Annotated in this window: 15 protein-coding genes and 1 pseudogene; 8 read left to right on the top strand and 8 right to left on the bottom strand. The window is 41.1% G+C overall.

All coding sequences use genetic code 11. From position 1 onward, the window contains the following. Position 1 precedes the first annotated feature (1 nt). The 4 genes from NYZ99_RS19500 to NYZ99_RS19485 all read left to right on the top strand — a co-directional run bounded on the left by NYZ99_RS19500 (position 2) and on the right by NYZ99_RS19485 (position 4,214). Positions 2-775, top strand: a complete 774-nt coding sequence (locus tag NYZ99_RS19500) for a P-loop NTPase family protein (RefSeq protein ID WP_260572748.1) — start codon at positions 2-4, stop codon at positions 773-775. Further along, complete coding sequence (hsdR, locus tag NYZ99_RS19495; protein ID WP_260572747.1) at positions 776-3,166, top strand: EcoAI/FtnUII family type I restriction enzme subunit R; 2,391 nt, start codon at positions 776-778, stop codon at positions 3,164-3,166. Positions 3,167-3,242: 76 nt separating this feature from the next. Further along, complete coding sequence (locus NYZ99_RS19490; protein ID WP_260572746.1) at positions 3,243-3,644, top strand: hypothetical protein; 402 nt, start codon at positions 3,243-3,245, stop codon at positions 3,642-3,644. A gap of 48 nt (positions 3,645-3,692) precedes the next feature. Continuing rightward, positions 3,693-4,214, top strand: a complete 522-nt coding sequence (locus NYZ99_RS19485; RefSeq protein WP_260572745.1) for a hypothetical protein — start codon at positions 3,693-3,695, stop codon at positions 4,212-4,214. A 300-nt stretch (positions 4,215-4,514) separates the two neighbouring features. Here the strand turns inward: NYZ99_RS19485 and NYZ99_RS19480 are convergent, their stop codons facing one another. From NYZ99_RS19480 to NYZ99_RS19470, 3 genes are all read right to left on the bottom strand, one after another. Next, positions 4,515-6,512 (bottom strand): hybrid sensor histidine kinase/response regulator, encoded by a 1,998-nt coding sequence (locus tag NYZ99_RS19480; protein WP_260572744.1) that lies wholly within the window; start codon positions 6,510-6,512, stop codon positions 4,515-4,517. Beyond that, positions 6,493-6,912 (bottom strand): 7TMR-DISMED2 domain-containing protein, encoded by a 420-nt coding sequence (locus NYZ99_RS19475; RefSeq protein ID WP_260572743.1) that lies wholly within the window; start codon positions 6,910-6,912, stop codon positions 6,493-6,495. Before NYZ99_RS19475 ends, NYZ99_RS19480 begins: the two co-directional genes overlap by 20 nt. 231 nt (positions 6,913-7,143) lie before the next feature. After that, positions 7,144-7,947 carry a hypothetical protein gene (locus NYZ99_RS19470; protein ID WP_260572742.1) on the bottom strand — a complete coding sequence of 268 codons (804 nt, stop codon included), beginning with the start codon at positions 7,945-7,947 and terminating at the stop codon, positions 7,144-7,146. A gap of 221 nt (positions 7,948-8,168) precedes the next feature. Between NYZ99_RS19470 and NYZ99_RS19465 the strand changes: the two genes are divergently transcribed. The 4 genes from NYZ99_RS19465 to NYZ99_RS19450 all read left to right on the top strand — a co-directional run bounded on the left by NYZ99_RS19465 (position 8,169) and on the right by NYZ99_RS19450 (position 11,939). Next, positions 8,169-8,441 carry a hypothetical protein gene (locus tag NYZ99_RS19465; RefSeq protein WP_260572741.1) on the top strand — a complete coding sequence of 91 codons (273 nt, stop codon included), beginning with the start codon at positions 8,169-8,171 and terminating at the stop codon, positions 8,439-8,441. Positions 8,442-8,465: 24 nt separating this feature from the next. Further along, positions 8,466-10,268 carry a sensor histidine kinase gene (locus tag NYZ99_RS19460; protein ID WP_260572740.1) on the top strand — a complete coding sequence of 601 codons (1,803 nt, stop codon included), beginning with the start codon at positions 8,466-8,468 and terminating at the stop codon, positions 10,266-10,268. Positions 10,269-10,356: 88 nt separating this feature from the next. Next, entirely contained in the window at positions 10,357-11,100 is a 744-nt protein-coding gene (locus NYZ99_RS19455; RefSeq protein ID WP_260572739.1) for a LytR/AlgR family response regulator transcription factor, read from the top strand. A 251-nt stretch (positions 11,101-11,351) separates the two neighbouring features. Next, positions 11,352-11,939 carry a DUF7103 family protein gene (locus NYZ99_RS19450; protein ID WP_260572738.1) on the top strand — a complete coding sequence of 196 codons (588 nt, stop codon included), beginning with the start codon at positions 11,352-11,354 and terminating at the stop codon, positions 11,937-11,939. A 155-nt stretch (positions 11,940-12,094) separates the two neighbouring features. Here the strand turns inward: NYZ99_RS19450 and NYZ99_RS19445 are convergent, their stop codons facing one another. The 5 genes and pseudogenes from NYZ99_RS19445 to NYZ99_RS19425 all read right to left on the bottom strand — a co-directional run bounded on the left by NYZ99_RS19445 (position 12,095) and on the right by NYZ99_RS19425 (position 16,475). Beyond that, complete coding sequence (locus tag NYZ99_RS19445) at positions 12,095-14,209, bottom strand: xanthine dehydrogenase family protein molybdopterin-binding subunit (RefSeq protein ID WP_260572737.1); 2,115 nt, start codon at positions 14,207-14,209, stop codon at positions 12,095-12,097. A 77-nt stretch (positions 14,210-14,286) separates the two neighbouring features. After that, on the bottom strand, positions 14,287-14,760 hold the full coding sequence (locus NYZ99_RS19440) for a (2Fe-2S)-binding protein (protein WP_260572736.1): 474 nt from the start codon (positions 14,758-14,760) through the stop codon (positions 14,287-14,289). A gap of 351 nt (positions 14,761-15,111) precedes the next feature. After that, a pseudogene (locus NYZ99_RS19435) lies at positions 15,112-15,401 on the bottom strand (GIY-YIG nuclease family protein). Between the two features lie 269 nt (positions 15,402-15,670). Further along, positions 15,671-15,850: a hypothetical protein gene (locus NYZ99_RS19430; protein WP_260572735.1), complete on the bottom strand. Its 180-nt coding sequence runs from the start codon at positions 15,848-15,850 to the stop codon at positions 15,671-15,673. A 79-nt stretch (positions 15,851-15,929) separates the two neighbouring features. Beyond that, a complete protein-coding gene (locus NYZ99_RS19425) occupies positions 15,930-16,475 on the bottom strand; it encodes an SH3 domain-containing protein (protein WP_260572734.1) in 546 nt (181 codons plus the stop codon). Positions 16,476-16,601 lie beyond the last annotated feature (126 nt).

Genomic DNA, 16,601 nt, shown 5'->3' with positions numbered 1-16,601 from the left:
CGTGCCCGGTATTGTTTTCGTCCTTTCAATCGATAAAGAGCAACTCTGTTATGCAATTAAAGGGGTCTATGGGAGCGAAAACTTTGACGCAAAGGAGTATTTAACGAGGTTCATTGATTTGGAATACACAATTCCCAAACCGAACGATGAAGAAGTGATTCGCTACTATTTCGAATATTACGGAATACATGATTTCTACAGACAGGAAAAAAGAAGGCTTGGTGATTTACAATATGAGTTTAAAGACCTTGTCAACTCTATGCGTTTTTTAATTCTAAGCAAGTCGCCTAGCTTAAGGGATTTGGAAAAGATTATATCCCATTTAAAGATTTATGTAAGCACTTTTGGAGAGAAGCAGTTTACCTTCCCCGAGATTGCAGTCGTTATTATCTTGCTTAAACGCTTTAATGTTTCTTTGCTGCAGAAAATCGCGGGTAAGGACATTAAGCCTCATGAATTGGTAAAAAAGTTAGAAGAGGAGTATAGAATACTTCCAGGGAATGAAGAGGAACAAAAAAGATATCTAAGCTTTGTATTTGGTACATTTTTATATACGTATTGTCAGTATCTTGGTGATGTACATAGTCCTAGAGAATTAGTTAGGATTGAAAATTCAAGATATAACTTGAGTTTGACAACAAACTATGACCAATCAACTTTCGAGGCATATTTTACCAACAGGATAAACAACATGAATATAAATGACATAGGATTGGATTGGATAATGAAACGTATAGATTTGACGGAAAAATTGAGAAACTCCAGCACCCAATAAATGAACGAAGCCCAAACAGAATTTGAATATATAGACCCTGCCTTACGAGAGGCTGGCTGGGGCACTGTTGAGGGTTCCCGTATTTTTAAACAATATCCAATAACCAATAAGGAAAAGCCAGGAGTCCGTAACTATTCGCAACTTCGGGCAGACTATGTACTCATCTTTAAAAACAGGAATTTAGGTCTTATTGAGGCCAAAAAGAGGGATGCGTATTACACTTCGGGACTAGGTCAGGCCAAAGACTATGCGGAACGCTTGAACATTAGATATTCCTATGCTACCAATGGGCTAAAGATTTATGGCGTGGACATGGAGGAAGGCACGGAGGGCGATGTTTCCAAATTCCCTTCGCCCCAAGAGCTTTGGGACATGACCTTTCCACCGCCTAAGGAAGAATACAAAGTCGAGATTTCAGACTGGAAAGAACGTATTTTCAGTGTGCCCTTTGAGGATAGAAGTGGTACTTGGCAACCCCGGTATTACCAAAACAATGCTATTACCAAGGTCTTGGAAGCCATTGCCGAGAAGAAGAGCAGAATACTGTTAACCTTGGCAACAGGTACTGGAAAAACAGCTATTTCCTTCCGGATTGCATGGAAATTGTTTCATGCAAAATGGAATTTAAAAAGGGATGGGCAGCGTAGCCCAAGAATTCTATTTCTTGCTGATAGAAACATTTTGGCTGACCAAGCATTCAATTCCTTTAATGCTTTTGATAGTATTGATGAGAATATCAAGGTAAGGATTGAGCCAAGTGAAATCCGGAAAAAGGGACGTATTCCCAAGAATGGAAGCATCTTTTTTACCATCTTCCGGACGTTTATGTCAGGGCCAAATGATAGCCCCTACTTTGGGGAATATGAAAAGGACTTTTTTGACTTTATAATTATCGACGAATGTCATCGAGGAGGAGCCAATGATGAAAGCTCTTGGCGTGCCATCATGGAATATTTTAGACCTGCTGTACAATTGGGACTAACGGCAACCCCTAGACGTGATGTCAATGGCGACACCTATAAATATTTTGGAGAGCCTGTATATACCTATTCCCTTAAACAGGGAATTAATGATGGATTCCTAACTCCATTTAAAGTAAAACAAATAAGTACTACAATAGATGAATATGAATTCACGGACGATGACGATGTAGAAGGCGAAATTGAAACGGATAGAAAATATACAGAGGCAGATTTTAACCGTATAATTGAAATTAAGGCACGTGAAGAATATAGGGTTAAGCTGTTCATGGAACGAATAAACCAAAAACAGAAAACTTTGGTTTTTTGTGCCACCCAAATACACGCAGCAGCCATACGGGATTTAATCAACCAATATGCCGATAGCAAAAACCCCAATTATTGCCATAGGGTTACAGCGGATGACCATAAAGTTGGGGAGAAGCACCTACGGGATTTTCAGGATAACGAAAAGAGTATTCCCACCATACTTACCACTTCCAAAAAACTAAGTACGGGCGTAGATGCACCGGAAATAAGAAATATTGTTTTGCTTAGGCCCGTTAAATCCATGGTCGAGTTTAAGCAAATCGTAGGACGCGGAACCCGTCTTTTCGATGGTAAGGAATATTTTACCCTTTTTGATTTTGTAAAGGCCCACGAACACTTTAAGGACCCGGAATGGGACGGGGAACCCTTGGAACCGGAACCCTACGAAAAGAGGGAAAAAGGTAAAGCAATATGTAATACATGTGGGCAGCCCAAACCATGTGGCTGTGTCAAAGAACCGGATGCACTTTGTGAGGTATGCAATAATGACCCATGCGTTTGTGATGAACCTCCAAAAAAAATTATAAAGGTTACTCTTTCGGATAATAAAGTTAGGGAGTTGGATTCTATGGTAAAGACCTCATTTTGGAGCCCTAATGGTACACCTATCTCGGCAGAACAATTTGTAAAACAATTATTTGGAGACCTTCCTACTTTATTTAAAAATGAGGATGAGTTAAGAAAAATATGGAGTTTGCCATCCACACGAAGAAAATTATTGGAAGAACTTTCCGAAAAGGGATATACACATGACCAATTGGAAGATTTAAGGAAGTTAGTTCACGGGGAAGATAGTGACCTTTATGACGTACTTAAGTATATAGCCTATGAGAAAAAGTTGGTATCAAGGTCAATCCGTGCCAATCGTGCTAAAATCCACCTAAATGACTACAACCCAAAGCAACAGGAGTTTTTGAATTTCGTTTTGGATCAGTATGTAAAAGATGGGGTAGAGGAACTGGATGATTCCAAAATTTCACCATTATTAATTTTAAAATACAGGGCTATTGCTGATGCCAAACGGGAATTGGGGGACATTACTTCTATAAGGGATTCCTTTATAGGGTTTCAGAAACGGCTATATGAGGGTGAGGCTAGTTAAATTTGATATTCTAAATGTTCCCCCAAGATTATCAAATACTAGGATTGTTGAATAACCGCATTAAAATTTTATCATAATGAATATTTTAAACTTTTTCAAAAAGGATCCGAATAAACTTAGTAAAGATGAAAAGGAGGCTGCTCTAATTTTAGCCGATATTGTCTACGGCAATAAGATTGGAGACCCGAATTATCTTGAAAATGGATATGATAAACTGGCTGAAGGACTATATTATTTGTCATTTAAGAGAACTGGGAGGAGGCCTGTAAATTTCAGATTAGCCGAAAACAATCCTTTTTTGGCCATAGAAAAGCCTAAAATATTATACTATGTTGCTGTTTTTAAAACTATCAAAGAATCGATAATAGCTTTTTCCAATAATCCCATAGTAATTGAAAGGGAAAATACAATCAAGGAATATGAACAATGTATTCTAGAAATTTTGAAAACGTCAAGTGAAGAAATCAGGCAAATATAATAAAGGCAACTAATTGGGAGATTTTAAAACTAACAAAATGAGCTTGGTTTGAACTGGATTAAGGATTTTCAGGCCTTAAGTCAAAACCATATTTATTCTATGGATAAAATACAGTGGTGGCTTTTAAAATACACAGAGAAAAATAAATCAATTTACAATCTTGAGCGAAGTCGAAATTCAGATGGGCAAAAACAGTTATCAGATATTATTTTACCACTATTTTGGAGGTCAGGTAAAGACCGTATATTTTTAGATTTATATGTTACACTTGATAAGATTTCTAAATTTCACAGAAATGAAAGATATTTTGAACAAGAGGTTCTTGACTATCACAAAATAGCAAATTCTGATTCCGATTTAAAAAATTGGATTTCTAAAAACAAATCTTTTGGAGCTGATGTATATGTTTGTTTTTTAACAGACTATTTGGATTACGATGAGAATGAAAATGAAGAACATTTGAAGGTTTTTGTTCCAAGTTTAAAAGACCTAGAAATTTTTATAAACCGAGCGGATTTTAAATATACTATCGACTTTCTTGAAATTTTTAATTATAATTACTGGAACTAAAAAATTAATAGAAAAAGGCATACAATTCGGACACCCATTAATTAGGTATAATTATAAATATTTGGATTTTAATAAGTTACCTCCCCTGGTTCGAGCCCAGGTGGGATCACTGGAGAAGTCAAAAAGTCTTAGCATTCGCTAGGGCTTTTTTGTTTTAACTCCCTGTATTTAACTTCTTTTGTTCCAAATATTATTCAGTAAAAATACATTTCAAGAAGCACTAAGATTGTCGCTAGTATTGGATTGATTTATGAACTTCAAACAAGCACTGTAAGTAGAGGAACTTGAACAACCTATTGCTTATGCTACAAACGAGGCTTTTGCGCTTAGATATTTGTTCATCTTTGACAGCAGTAGCTCTCCGTTAATTGGCTTAGTGACAAAATCGTCCGCACCAAGTCGGAAGATTTCCTTTCGGGTCTTGCTTGTATTGTCAGCAGAAACGACTATAATTGGAATCTCCATAGGACAATTGGCCCTGCCGCCCCGAATCTTTGATGTTGCCTCAAAACCGTCCATTTCCGGCATTTGAAGGTCCATAAGGATAAGATCGACCTTCTGTTTTTCCAATTGCTCCAAGGCCTCTTTTCCATTATTTGCTATTATCAAGTTCAAATTGTTCCATTTCTTGAATAATAGTTTTACCACCGTCTGATTCATTCTATTATCCTCGGCCAAAAGAATTGTTCTACCTTCCAAGGCAAACATCCCATTTACTGGAACTAATTCTTGTTTGGGAAGTTCTGCCTCTTCTTCCACCTTATAGGACAATGATACGTTACACGTTACCCCTTTTGTGGAATTGTTTTTAAGAGTGATTGTACCCCCCTGTAATTCAACGAAGTTCTTGACTATGAAAAGGCCAAGTCCCAAACCGCTAAACTCTCTTCTGTCCCGAAACGACTTTTTAGTAAAAGACTCAAAAATGGTACTCATTTTTTCTTCGGAAATACCTATTCCAGTATCCTTGATGGTGATATCGAATACCATGTTTTTCCTCCCTTTGCGTTTGCATCCCAATAGGATCTCTATACCACCTTGATTAGTGAACTTTATCGCATTATCCAATAGATGATTTAATATTTGCGCCAATTTTCCCTTATCACCAATGATCCTTTTTGGAAGGGCTTCAAACCCAACTACCGAAAATTTAAGGTCTTTCGCTTCGGCCTTTTTCTTTTGGGTATTTATAATCCTTTCCAAGGAAGTAACCAGGTTGAAAGAGGTTTCCCTAAGCTCTTGATCACCTTTTTCTATCACTGTAAAATCCAAAATATCTTCGATATATCCTAAAAGGTTTTCTGAAGAATTTAATATAAGCTTACATTTTTCCTGAAGATTTTCTTCGTCCTTATTTTGTTGAAGCGATGAGGCCACTCCCATGATAAGGTTTAATGGTGTTCTTAGCTCATGACTTATGTTGGACAGGAACGAGGATTTTATTTCATTCATATCCTCCGCCCTTTGCAGGGCAAGAAGCTGATTCTGCTCATTTTCCATGCGCAAGTCCCTAATTCTATTACTCATGGAAATGGATAGGAAAATTATTTCAAGGCCAATCCCAAATTTCGCACCGTTGTTGGTAAAGAAAGAATTGTCAATTATATTAAAATTGTTAAGGATGAAAACTACAAAACCCACCACCAAAAAGACAATACCCATTATAAAGTAAGGATCTATTTTAATATTTTTTCCTTTCATGATTACAAGACAGGTGACCATATGGGCCAGTACCATCACTCCAATGAAATTGGCCAATGGATATGACAGGGTCAATGAGGTAGGAACAAAAACCAAAACTAAAAATCCAAGGGCGACCGCCATGCTCAAAATGTTTCCAGCAATATGTAAAAAATAAGCGTTCGTTTTTAAGTTTAAAAAGGTGTCACCATATCTGCCAAAGAAAAAAAGAGAAATAAATGCCGTAAGTAAAACAGCTCTATCCGATAACCATCCTCCCTCAGGTGTAAAATACTCGTGGAAGAAACCGTCTAGAGAAAATTGCATCAAAGCTATAAAAAGCACATAGAATCCGTAATGCACAAATGCCTTGTCCTTTAAGGCAATAAAGAAAAACAGATAAATGATGCAGGCCAATACTAGGATTCCGTAAAAGAAGCCAAAAAATATCTGCTCCTTGTAAGATAGTTCATAGAATTGATTTTGAGGGTAGAGATTAAGCGGCAACATAACCACCTCCCCATCACTTTTTATGTGAATATAGGCCTCTTTTTTTTGGTAGGGTTTTAGATTTATTTCAAAAACGGATTTACGATTTTTAACCGATTTCTCGGTCAAAGGGTATCTTATCACCTGAATATTGTCTTTCTACATTTTGTCCATCACCGTCAATTAAATATAGCGTTGCTATATCTGTAATGGGTCCGGCCGTCTCCGGAAAATAACTGGCCTGCTGGTCCGTTGGGTTTACCAACGTGAATTTTAACCAATAATGTGAGTTGGAAAATCCTACATTTTCCTTTATGTCGGTAAGTGGAATAAATGAAAGGTCTGCATTGTCAAGAACTTCGTTGAACTCAAATTGCTTTTGGTCTGCAAAATAGATCAAGGCTTTTGAACGTAAGGATATGATTTCATTTTGGTGTGACTGGGCTTTTAGGAGTACCGTACTATTTAAAAGTACAACCAAAAAAAACCAATGCCCCTTTAAAGAGGGTAGTCTTGTAGAATGCTTCATAAGTAGGCTTTTCGAACACCACCCTTTGGGAAGGCAGTATTCCATTTATGCTTATTTCAAACAATATCGTTTGAGATAATAGGAGCCCAAATAAATAAAACATTAAAAGTCTGTGAAGAATAAAAGTTGAGTGGCAGGGATGATCGACCAAGGGATAGATAGGGTTATCATGATATTTAATATAACGCACAAAAAGCCCATACGTTTTAGTATGGGCTTTTTAATTTCTGTCTATTGCTCAAAGGTGGTGTCCACAAGTTTCCAAAGTTCTTCGGCCACTAATTCTGTAATGTCCGGCTTCCAGTCATAGCCAATCAAGTTGGAATTGATTTCGGAAAAGACTTTGTTTGAGATTTCCGGATAGGCCAATAATTTCTCAAAACTTGTAAATCCAAGGATACGGAAAAGATTAAAATCGGCACTGGTTCCGGAAGGTAATCTTCTTTGAAACACGTACATGGCTTCCAAGTCTTCAGCATCGACCATCTTCCTAATGACAGGGACAGTTACTTTTCCCGTCATGTCCAAATAATCCTTACCTCTTTCGTTAGGGTTTAGTTTGTGCTGCTCCACCCATAGGTATTTTGGATAGCTCACTTTGTTTCTGACTACACCACGCCAGATCATGACATCCTCCCGAATTACTTCACGGATTTCATCAGATCTTTGCATTAGGTTTATTTCATTCGGTGAAAGTCCTTTCGTGTTATTGAAAAGTTGTTTATCCCCATAATAATCTGCCATTCCTTTTTGGCTACCAAAAAAGATAGCGCCTACGTAATGGTATTTTCCTTGAACTCCAGCATTTGTTGGCACCTCGTACAAGGCCCAAGCAATTGAATCTCGCTCGAGGTTTTTGTATATTTTTTTCCACACTTGGGCCAACGCTTTATAATCCTGTTCCATACCCGGTTTGGCTTTCATATAGGTGCATACCACATAGGAGGTGTTTTTATCTTGGGCCTCAACGGTGAGCACCAACATTGTAATTAAAATAAAAAGACAACTTTTGATAATTTTTTGATGTGTTTTCATAACTAAGAATTTTAAGTGTTTTTAGATGTATTTGCCGGCAATTTGGGGTGGCTTTTTCAAACCTTAAAGGACCAATGAGCAGCACCTACCTTTTCCGGTCTATCAGGCGGCCATTACCTTCTAGTTGAACCTGTGTACATACAAATTCAACCCTATTTTCATGTTAATAAGAGGTTTCTACCAATTACGTCCTATAGCTGCCAATTACACAATAGCGCATTATGGCCCATGTATTTTGGCTACATTTAGGGTATATGGGATTAATTGTTAATGTTTTAGTGTTCCTGAGCTTTTGGCTACCTAGCCAGCAAACCGATATCTCTACTGTTGAGCCGATTCAAGAACATGAAAAAAAGGTAGCGGTAGATGCCCCAGATCTAATGAAGGCTTTGGATTCCACGTATGTTGACTTAATACCAAATGCCCAGGTATTTTTGGACACCATTGGCAATGCCTCTTTTGAATTTATCCAAAACCTAGGGAACGATTATTGATCCACCATAGAGGACCACGTATTTGTGGACACCCATCCCAAATATCCCCTATGGCTTAAAATTCCTTTTGAACACAATAGCGATTCTTCTATAAAAGAGCTAGTGGTAACGGTACTTACGGTTGAGAGATTTCAATATTTTGAAGTGACTGCAGATACAATTCATTCAGGTTATGGTGGATCGAATAGTAGATTCCAAAAGTCAGACCTCCCTAATACCAAACATGATATATCCTTACGTTTACTGAACGCACGATCGGGCACGCTATATTTAAAATTAGTTCGGTTTGACCAAAGACCTGTTCGAATCTGGTTGTATGAAAAGGGATTGCTGACAGATATTATAAAAGATTATCACTACAGGGTACGTGGGCGTGCCGCGTATTATGCGGCCTATGCAGCGTTGCTCTTTTTTACGGGGTTGTTCTTCATGTTACGGTTTTATCAATATCGGCAATCCTATCTTCTTTGGTATGGTCTATACCTGGTGACCATGGGAATTTTTACACTTCCGGCTTTTGAACGTCTTGCGGCTATTCCCATTTTCTTTGATTGGTTCCCTTTCCCCGGTACCATTCAAGATAGCTTTAGACCCGTTCCTTGGCTGTTCTTTACATGGTACTTGAAGGATATTTTAACTATTCGTCCATCACAAGCGATCTATAAGTACTATCAATTTTTTAGATGGATCGTGCTTTTTGGCCTTTTTGGCGGACTGTTGGTATCAATATTAAACCTGACCCCCATAATTTGGCTTCCCGTGAACACGAATGTGTATCTTCTTTTTCCCACAACGTTAGCTGGTGTTGTATTGGGTTGGCATATCATACGTGGGCCTGATGCGGTATATAGATTGATAGGAACCGGTATGCTTCTGATTGGATTGGCATCTTTTGGATATCTGATTTTGCGTGCATTGGCACCTGGAAGCTATTTACATTTAGTGTATGAAATCCCCATTCTTATAGAGTTGTTCCTGCTCAATCAGGCCATTGGTTTAAAAATGAAATGGACCAACAGGGATTTGGTCAATGTTCAAAAGCAATTGGTATTGGCCGAACAGGAAAATGTACAAATCGAGAAAAATTTAAATGAAGGACTGCAACGTCTTGTGGAGGAAAAGACAGAAAAAATCGAGGCAAAAAGTAAAGCCTTGCTCGCTGAGGAAACCCTAAAAATCGAGGCCGAATTCGCCCAAAAGATTGCCAATGCGGAATTAAAGGCCTTGAAGGCCCGGATGAACCCCCACTTTATTTTTAATTGCCTGAATGCCATCCGTAATTTGGTAGAAAAAGGTCAGGAAGAGCAGGCCATGGAGTACCTTACCGTTTTTGCTTCCTTTATCCGTAAGGTTTTGAGCTATTCAGAGGTGCGCCGGATTTCATTGGAGGAAGAACTGGAACTTTGTACATTATATCTCACCATGGAACAATTGCGCTTTCAGGATGGTTTTGAATTTGAAATACGTGTTAATGAAGGTACGGCCGTAGATTTCATCATGGTTCCTCCCATGCTGTTACAACCCCTTTTGGAGAATGCCATTTGGCACGGGCTACTGCACAAGGAAGGCAAACGTAAAGTGACTGTAGCCCTCAAGCAGAACGAAATGCAATTGTTATGCAGTATAGAAGATAATGGTGTGGGACGGAAGTACGCTGCCAGACTGCAGAAATCCAAAAAGCGGGATTCCATGGGCATGAAACTGTTTTTGGAGAGATTGAACATCAACAATCAATTGCTTGATAACCAATACCATTTTGAAATTATCGACAAGTATGAAAACGAAAAGAGCCGTGGAACTCGGGTGAATATATTTTTTGAATTATGAGCAAGAGACAGTTACAAGCAACCATTATTGATGATGAAGGGCATTGCATAGAGGGGCTGCAGGGCCTGCTTAAAAGGTATGTTCCGAAGTGACGGTCACCCAAGTATACCGGAGTTCAAAGGAAGGCCTGTTGGGACTTCGGGAAAATGACACCGACCTGCTTTTTCCGGACGTGGAGATGCCCTGGATGAACGGTATTGAACTGTTAACGGCACTTGGTGATATTCCCTTTCATGTCATATTTACCACTGCACATGATAAATATGCCGTACAGGCCTTTCGTCTCAGTGCTATTGACTACCTGTTGAAACCTATTGACAAGAACAGCCTCGTAGAAGCCGTACAACGCGTCTTACATTCCAAAAACCCGGAAATCAACCAAGGCATGAAACATTTGGTGCAAAATATGGATCAAAGCATGGCAAACCACCGTATTGCCATTCCTACCCGTGAGGGGCTGGATTATGTGCTGATAGAAGACATACTGTATTGCGAAGCGGATAGCAACTATACGCGAATTTACCTCAACAATGGGATCAAGTTGTTAATGTCCAAACCTTTAAAGGAATTAACGATTCAGCTACGCCCGTACAATTTCATTCGGATTCATCATTCCTATTTTATCAACTTAAACCATATGCTCAAATATGTACGGGGAAATGCCGGCTATGTAGTGATGGTCGATGGTAAGGACCTCAGTGTCTCCCGATTCAAAAACAGGAACTTATGGAACGGTTGGGTATGGGTGCTTAAAACACAAACCAAAGAGCAGTTTCAAATAATATCAACTTCTTCCTTATTTCCTAGATTACTTAAAGAAGTGCAGTCATAGGTCAACTTAAAAATGACGTACTGCCTATAGGGAATTTACTTACAAACGCTTATCTTGTAAAGGCCAACCCTGTTCGCAATTTCAATGTTCCCCCTAAATATGTTATTGCTGCTATCCGAGAAATGGGCCTGTATTACGGTCACAAAGAAAGGATGCGGCATAGAACCAAAAAATACCTACTCATGGGGATATTTTACAAAATAAGGATTATATCTAATTTCAGTAGGGCGTAATAACCGAAACTACAGGCTATGGATATTAAAGAAATTAAAGCTACAGCCCAAAAAGCTGCCAAAAAGGTGGTAAAAGAGGTAGATCACTTTGCCAAGCTGGAACGCTTTATTGCTGCCGTCCTAGTTTTTACCCCGGCCATCCTGTATTGGGCAGACCATCATACTTTTAGGGATAGCATTAGCAACTACTATTTCATGGAGGCCGGCCATTGGTTCGGCAGCCTCTTGACACTAGCTGCTGCACTTTTTATTTACAACGGCGCCCAACATATGTCTGCACAAAAAGAAGATGATGCCAGTATAAAAAGGGCCAAAAGCCGTTTTGGAAAATATTACAATATTATTTTTGGGCTGGCGCTGTTTGGGGTGTTGTACTTTGACCACATCACGTTTAAATGGACCCACTATATTTTTGCCAGTATCTTCTTTGTGGGCTGTGCCTTGACCATGATCCTGACCCGTGAAACCGGACTCAACATTTTGGGAGATGTATTGGGAACATTAACCCTGTTATTTCCGGGGATACATTTTTTGGTAGAATATGTGATTTGGACGGACCGCAATTTTTTACCCTCCTGTGGGCGGAATGGATTGGACTTATCTTGATTGCCATTTATTTTATTGCGGAATCCCTTCAACGTGATCAGCAGGAAGAAGAGGCACATCTATTCGAGTAATAAAATTTGGGTTCTGAATAAGAGATTCTATATTATGGATGAAAGCATTTTAATAACCTAATCAGATTGGTAGTACGTTCATTTTCAACTATTCAAAACCTCCAACACCCGTTCCGGGGTAAAGGGCAGGTGGCGTAATCTTTTGCCAGTCAATTTTAAAAAGGCATTGGCAATGGCCCCGGCGACCATAGGCGTTGCCGTTTCGCCCACACCTTCCGGATGTTCCGCTGAGGGGAGGATGACCGTTTCTATGCTATCGGGTACCTCCTGCATGCGCAGCAGTGGGTAATCATCGTAATTACGTTGTTGTACTTGTCCGTCCATGATGGTGATTTGTTCTTTAAGCACTGAACTTAGTCCCATGATGATCCCACCTTCCATTTGGGCCTTTACGTTGTCCGGCTGTATGACCACCCCGGCATCCAGCGCAATCCAAAAATGGTGCACGTTGATTTTTCCCGTATTTCGGTCCACCGAGATTTCACAAACCCCTGTACCCAAGGAGCCATGCTCCACAAAGGCAACACCTTTGGCGCGACCTTCAGATACGGGTGCATCCCAACCGGATATTTCTGCCACCTTATTCAATGTGGCCAAAGCGCGTGGGGAATCGGCCATGAGTTTTCTACGTAGCGATATAGGGTCCATCCCTTGGTCATGGGCGACCTCATCTATCATGGCCTCAATAGCGAACTTATTGGGGCCATGCCCCACGGAACGCCAGTGTTTTAGACGTACCCCATGGGATGCTTCCCGCCATTCCACCCATTGGTTGGGGATGGCATAATGGTCGTTTCGGGTTCCGCCGGCCACCAAATTCCCACCGTCACCTACCACGCAATGGGAGATACCGGTAAGGTCGCCTTGGGCATCGGTGCTTAGCTTCAAACGTTGTAGGGTCAAGGGTCTATAGGAGCCATAGGTGACATCATCCTCCCGCGTCCATAACAATTTTACGGGCTTGGGGGCCATTTCTTGTGCCAAGCGGCCGCATTCCAACACAAAATCGTTCATACTACGCCGACCAAAACCACCCCCCAAATACTGTAGGTGTACATTGACCGCTTCAGGGGGAATGCCTAGCAGGTCCGGGATACCCAATTTTGTATCGGCTCCTTGTTGGCTGCCTACCCAAACTTCGGCGCTTTGCCCGTCCGCCGCCACTTGGATGACCGCATTGAGGGGCTCCATTTGGGCGTGGTAGACATAGTCGTTCTTGAAGTCGGCCTCATAGGTTTTGGCCGCAGTTCGAAAAGCTTGGTCCACGTTGCCCACTTCATTCACCGCGGAACCTTTTTTAGGAGCACTTGCCATTTGGGCATATTCGGGGTAGATGTCCTGCGAATTAAATCCGGTGGCCTGGGCATCGCTCCAATGGATGTCCAAAGCTTCTTTTGCCTTCAAGGCAGCCTCCAAGGTATTGGCCACGACGCCTATGGCATGGTCAAAAGGCACGATTTTCTGAACACCCTCCATGGCAAGGATGTCCGCCTCATTGGTCAAGGTAGGTTGGGCGCCGTGCAGGGCACCGCGTTCCAGCACCCCGTAGACCATATCGGGTAACCGAAGGTCGATGGCAAATTCGGCACTTCCGTCTACCTTTTCCGGGATTTCGGTCCTTGGAATTTGGCTTCCGATCAACTTAAAATCCTCAGGGTCCTTCAACCCTCCTTCCGTGAAATCGGGCAGGGTTTCGGGCATGGTCAAGTGGGGAACTAGTGCCCCATAGCTTATTTTTTTACCGCTCTTTTCATGGACAATTTCACTGGCTCCCGTGGTCAATTCCTCCAAAGGAACCTCCCAGTGTTTGGCCGCCGAATGCAACAATACATGGCGTGCCTGAGCTCCCGCGTTTCGCATTACGGTGTAGTAACTATTGGTAGTGCGACTCCCCACCGTAAACATTAGCTTGGTACCGGGTTGCCAACCAGGAGAACCATAGATATCCGATTCTTGAGGTGAGAATTCCACATTCACTTTGGACCAATCGGCATCCATTTCCTCGGCAAAAATGACCGGCAAGGCGGTCATGGAACCTTGGCCCATTTCGGCAGCGGGATTGTAGATGGTTATCTGTCCGTCTTCGGTAATCCGAACCCAAGCGGTAATATCATGTTTCTTTGTATTGCCTTGTATACCCTTGGCATCCGAACAGGAAAGGAAATTGGGCAATAGACCCGAAGCCCCAATAAAAAGCACGGCACCCCCGTGAGGATTTTAGGAACGTTCTTCGGCCCAAGGTGGCTGTCGTTTTTGTGTCATTCTTTTTCATGGCCTTAGGATTTTAGGGTAGTTGGGGATGTTGCCAATTCAATGGTCTTTAGGATACGCAGATAGGTACCGCATCGGCACAATACGCCGTTCATATGGGTTTTGATTTCTTCTATTGACGGATTCGGATTTTTTTCCAAGAGTGCGGCCGCCTGCATAATCTGTCCGGATTGGCAGTAACCGCATTGTGGAACTTGGGCTTCTACCCATGCCTGTTGCAAGGGGTGGTCACTGTTTTCGGAAAGACCCTCAATGGTCGTAATCTGTTGTTCTTCGGTAATGTTGTCTACCTGAAGCACACAGGCCCTGACGGGATTTCCGTCCAAATGGATGGTGCAGCTGCCGCATTGTGCAATGCCGCACCCGTATTTGGTACCCGTTAGTCCCAAATGTTCCCGTAATACCCGGAGCAAAGAGGTGCCGGGGGCGACGTCCACCTCCCGTGAAGATCCGTTAATTTGTAAAGTGTAGGAAGCCATAATTGGATAGTTTCCGTTAAGTTACCAAAAAAAGGGGAGTGTTTTAGTTAAGGATGGAGTCTTTAACGTACTGCTAGTGCAAAAGGTCAATGACTGCATTTTGTCAGTTTGAGTGATTTCTTGCTGAAATGTCGTGAAGTAAGAAATTGTATCGAGAACCCTTCAGCTTTCCCTCACCTCCCTTCGGCTTCTCTCAGGTGACTAGCTCGGGACGGGCCGCTCAGAACAGGCTCTTTTTGTTATAAAGGCTTCTCGATACAAATTTTCTCGTGTGCTTTGACACCCTTCGGCTGAGCTCAGGGCAAGCCGCTCAGTGACCACCTCGAAAATTCACTCGAAGTGACATAAGAATTATCTGAATTTTTTCTTGGCAAGGTTCGGCAGGTGTTCAAACGTACCAAGGATTAGAGCCTCCTTTTTGGCTTTTGACCATTTTTTAATCTGTTTTTCAGTCTGAATGGCCATTGTGGCTTCCGTAAATTCACAAAAGTAAGCAAGAATGACGGGTAGTCTAGAAGATGTATAACTATCCTTATTTTTTCCACTTCGATGGGATTCCAATCGTTTTTCCAAATTTGATGTAATTCCAGTATAGTAGGTTCCGTCAGAGCACTCCGAATGTAAACAAAGTATACTTTCACACAGAAAAAATACAAATTAATTTGTGCCAACGGGCACTTAAAAAATCTAATGTCAGTTCGAGTGATTTCTTCCCGAGCGATAGCTTGGTATGAAATTGTATCGAGAACCCTTCGGTTTTGTTCAGGGCAAGCCGCTCAGTGAACACTTCGAGGATTCACTCGAAGTGACATCCTCAAAAAATCATTAGCAGAGTCGAATAGATGGTCGTATAACAAAACAAAAAAAACCTGCCACTTTTGATGACAGGTTTAGCCTGAATTCAATTATTTTATCGCTGTGCAAGTTCTAAGCTCCCATTGTTCCAAACCAGTGTTTTGGTCTCTTTGCTAATCTTTTCCCAATCGGCAGCTTCATTATAGTTCTCCCCGATTTCTTTTTTATAGCGAATCTTTCCAGGCACCCCATACATATCCTCAGGGAATATGAATTCCTCCCAAAAGTAATACACTCCCGCATCCGAGATTTGTGAGAGTCGGGCTACTTGATATAGGGAACCTTCTTGTTGAAAAAGGTAAATACCACCACCTTCAACTCCACAGGCTTCGGCCGAGATAATTCACAAATAGGATTCCCTCAATATTCGGCAGACCCTTATTTCCCGGAGCACTTAAATAAAACTGGCTATTGGCCAATCGGGTAGATTTTTCAGTAAAACTGCCATCATCTTTTAAGGAACGGATCAAGAGATAGTCTTCATTTCCCGTTTTGCTCCGCCCGAAGAGATGTACCACATCTTGAATGGTTTTCTTTTCCAAGGCAATCAATCCACCAAGTATATAGCCATCTTTACCTTTGTAAGACACTTTATAGAAATGATGGTCAATCCCTTTGTAGCGCCAAGAGTTTTCATGCTTTTCTTGTATCACCAAGGGTGAACCAATGGAAAGGGTTTTCAGCACTTTCGAATTTGTTGTGGGCGCTTCCCGTAGTTGTACCTGGTCGCCAAAAAGGTACACGGTTTGCCCGGGTTCAAAACCACAATCATCATAGATGCAGTGTGTTTTTTCTTGGGCGTTGGTAAACAAACAGATGGTTAGTATGGTTAGGATGGACAATATCTGTTTTGCTTTCATCGTAAAGAAATTTTGAATTAAATAAAGAACGTTGACCTAGCTAATGGTCTGTGCGAACCCGGTTCTTAATACCTACGTGCTGGTTGTACACTGTAGCTACTCCAATCGATGAAAAGTGAAGTTTTT

Origin of the sequence: Maribacter litopenaei (assembly GCF_025244665.1) — a bacterium.
GTDB classification, from domain to species: Bacteria; Bacteroidota; Bacteroidia; order Flavobacteriales; family Flavobacteriaceae; genus Maribacter; species Maribacter litopenaei.
Note: the sequence above shows the minus strand (reverse complement) of the source record. Positions and strands in the feature narration are given on the sequence as shown.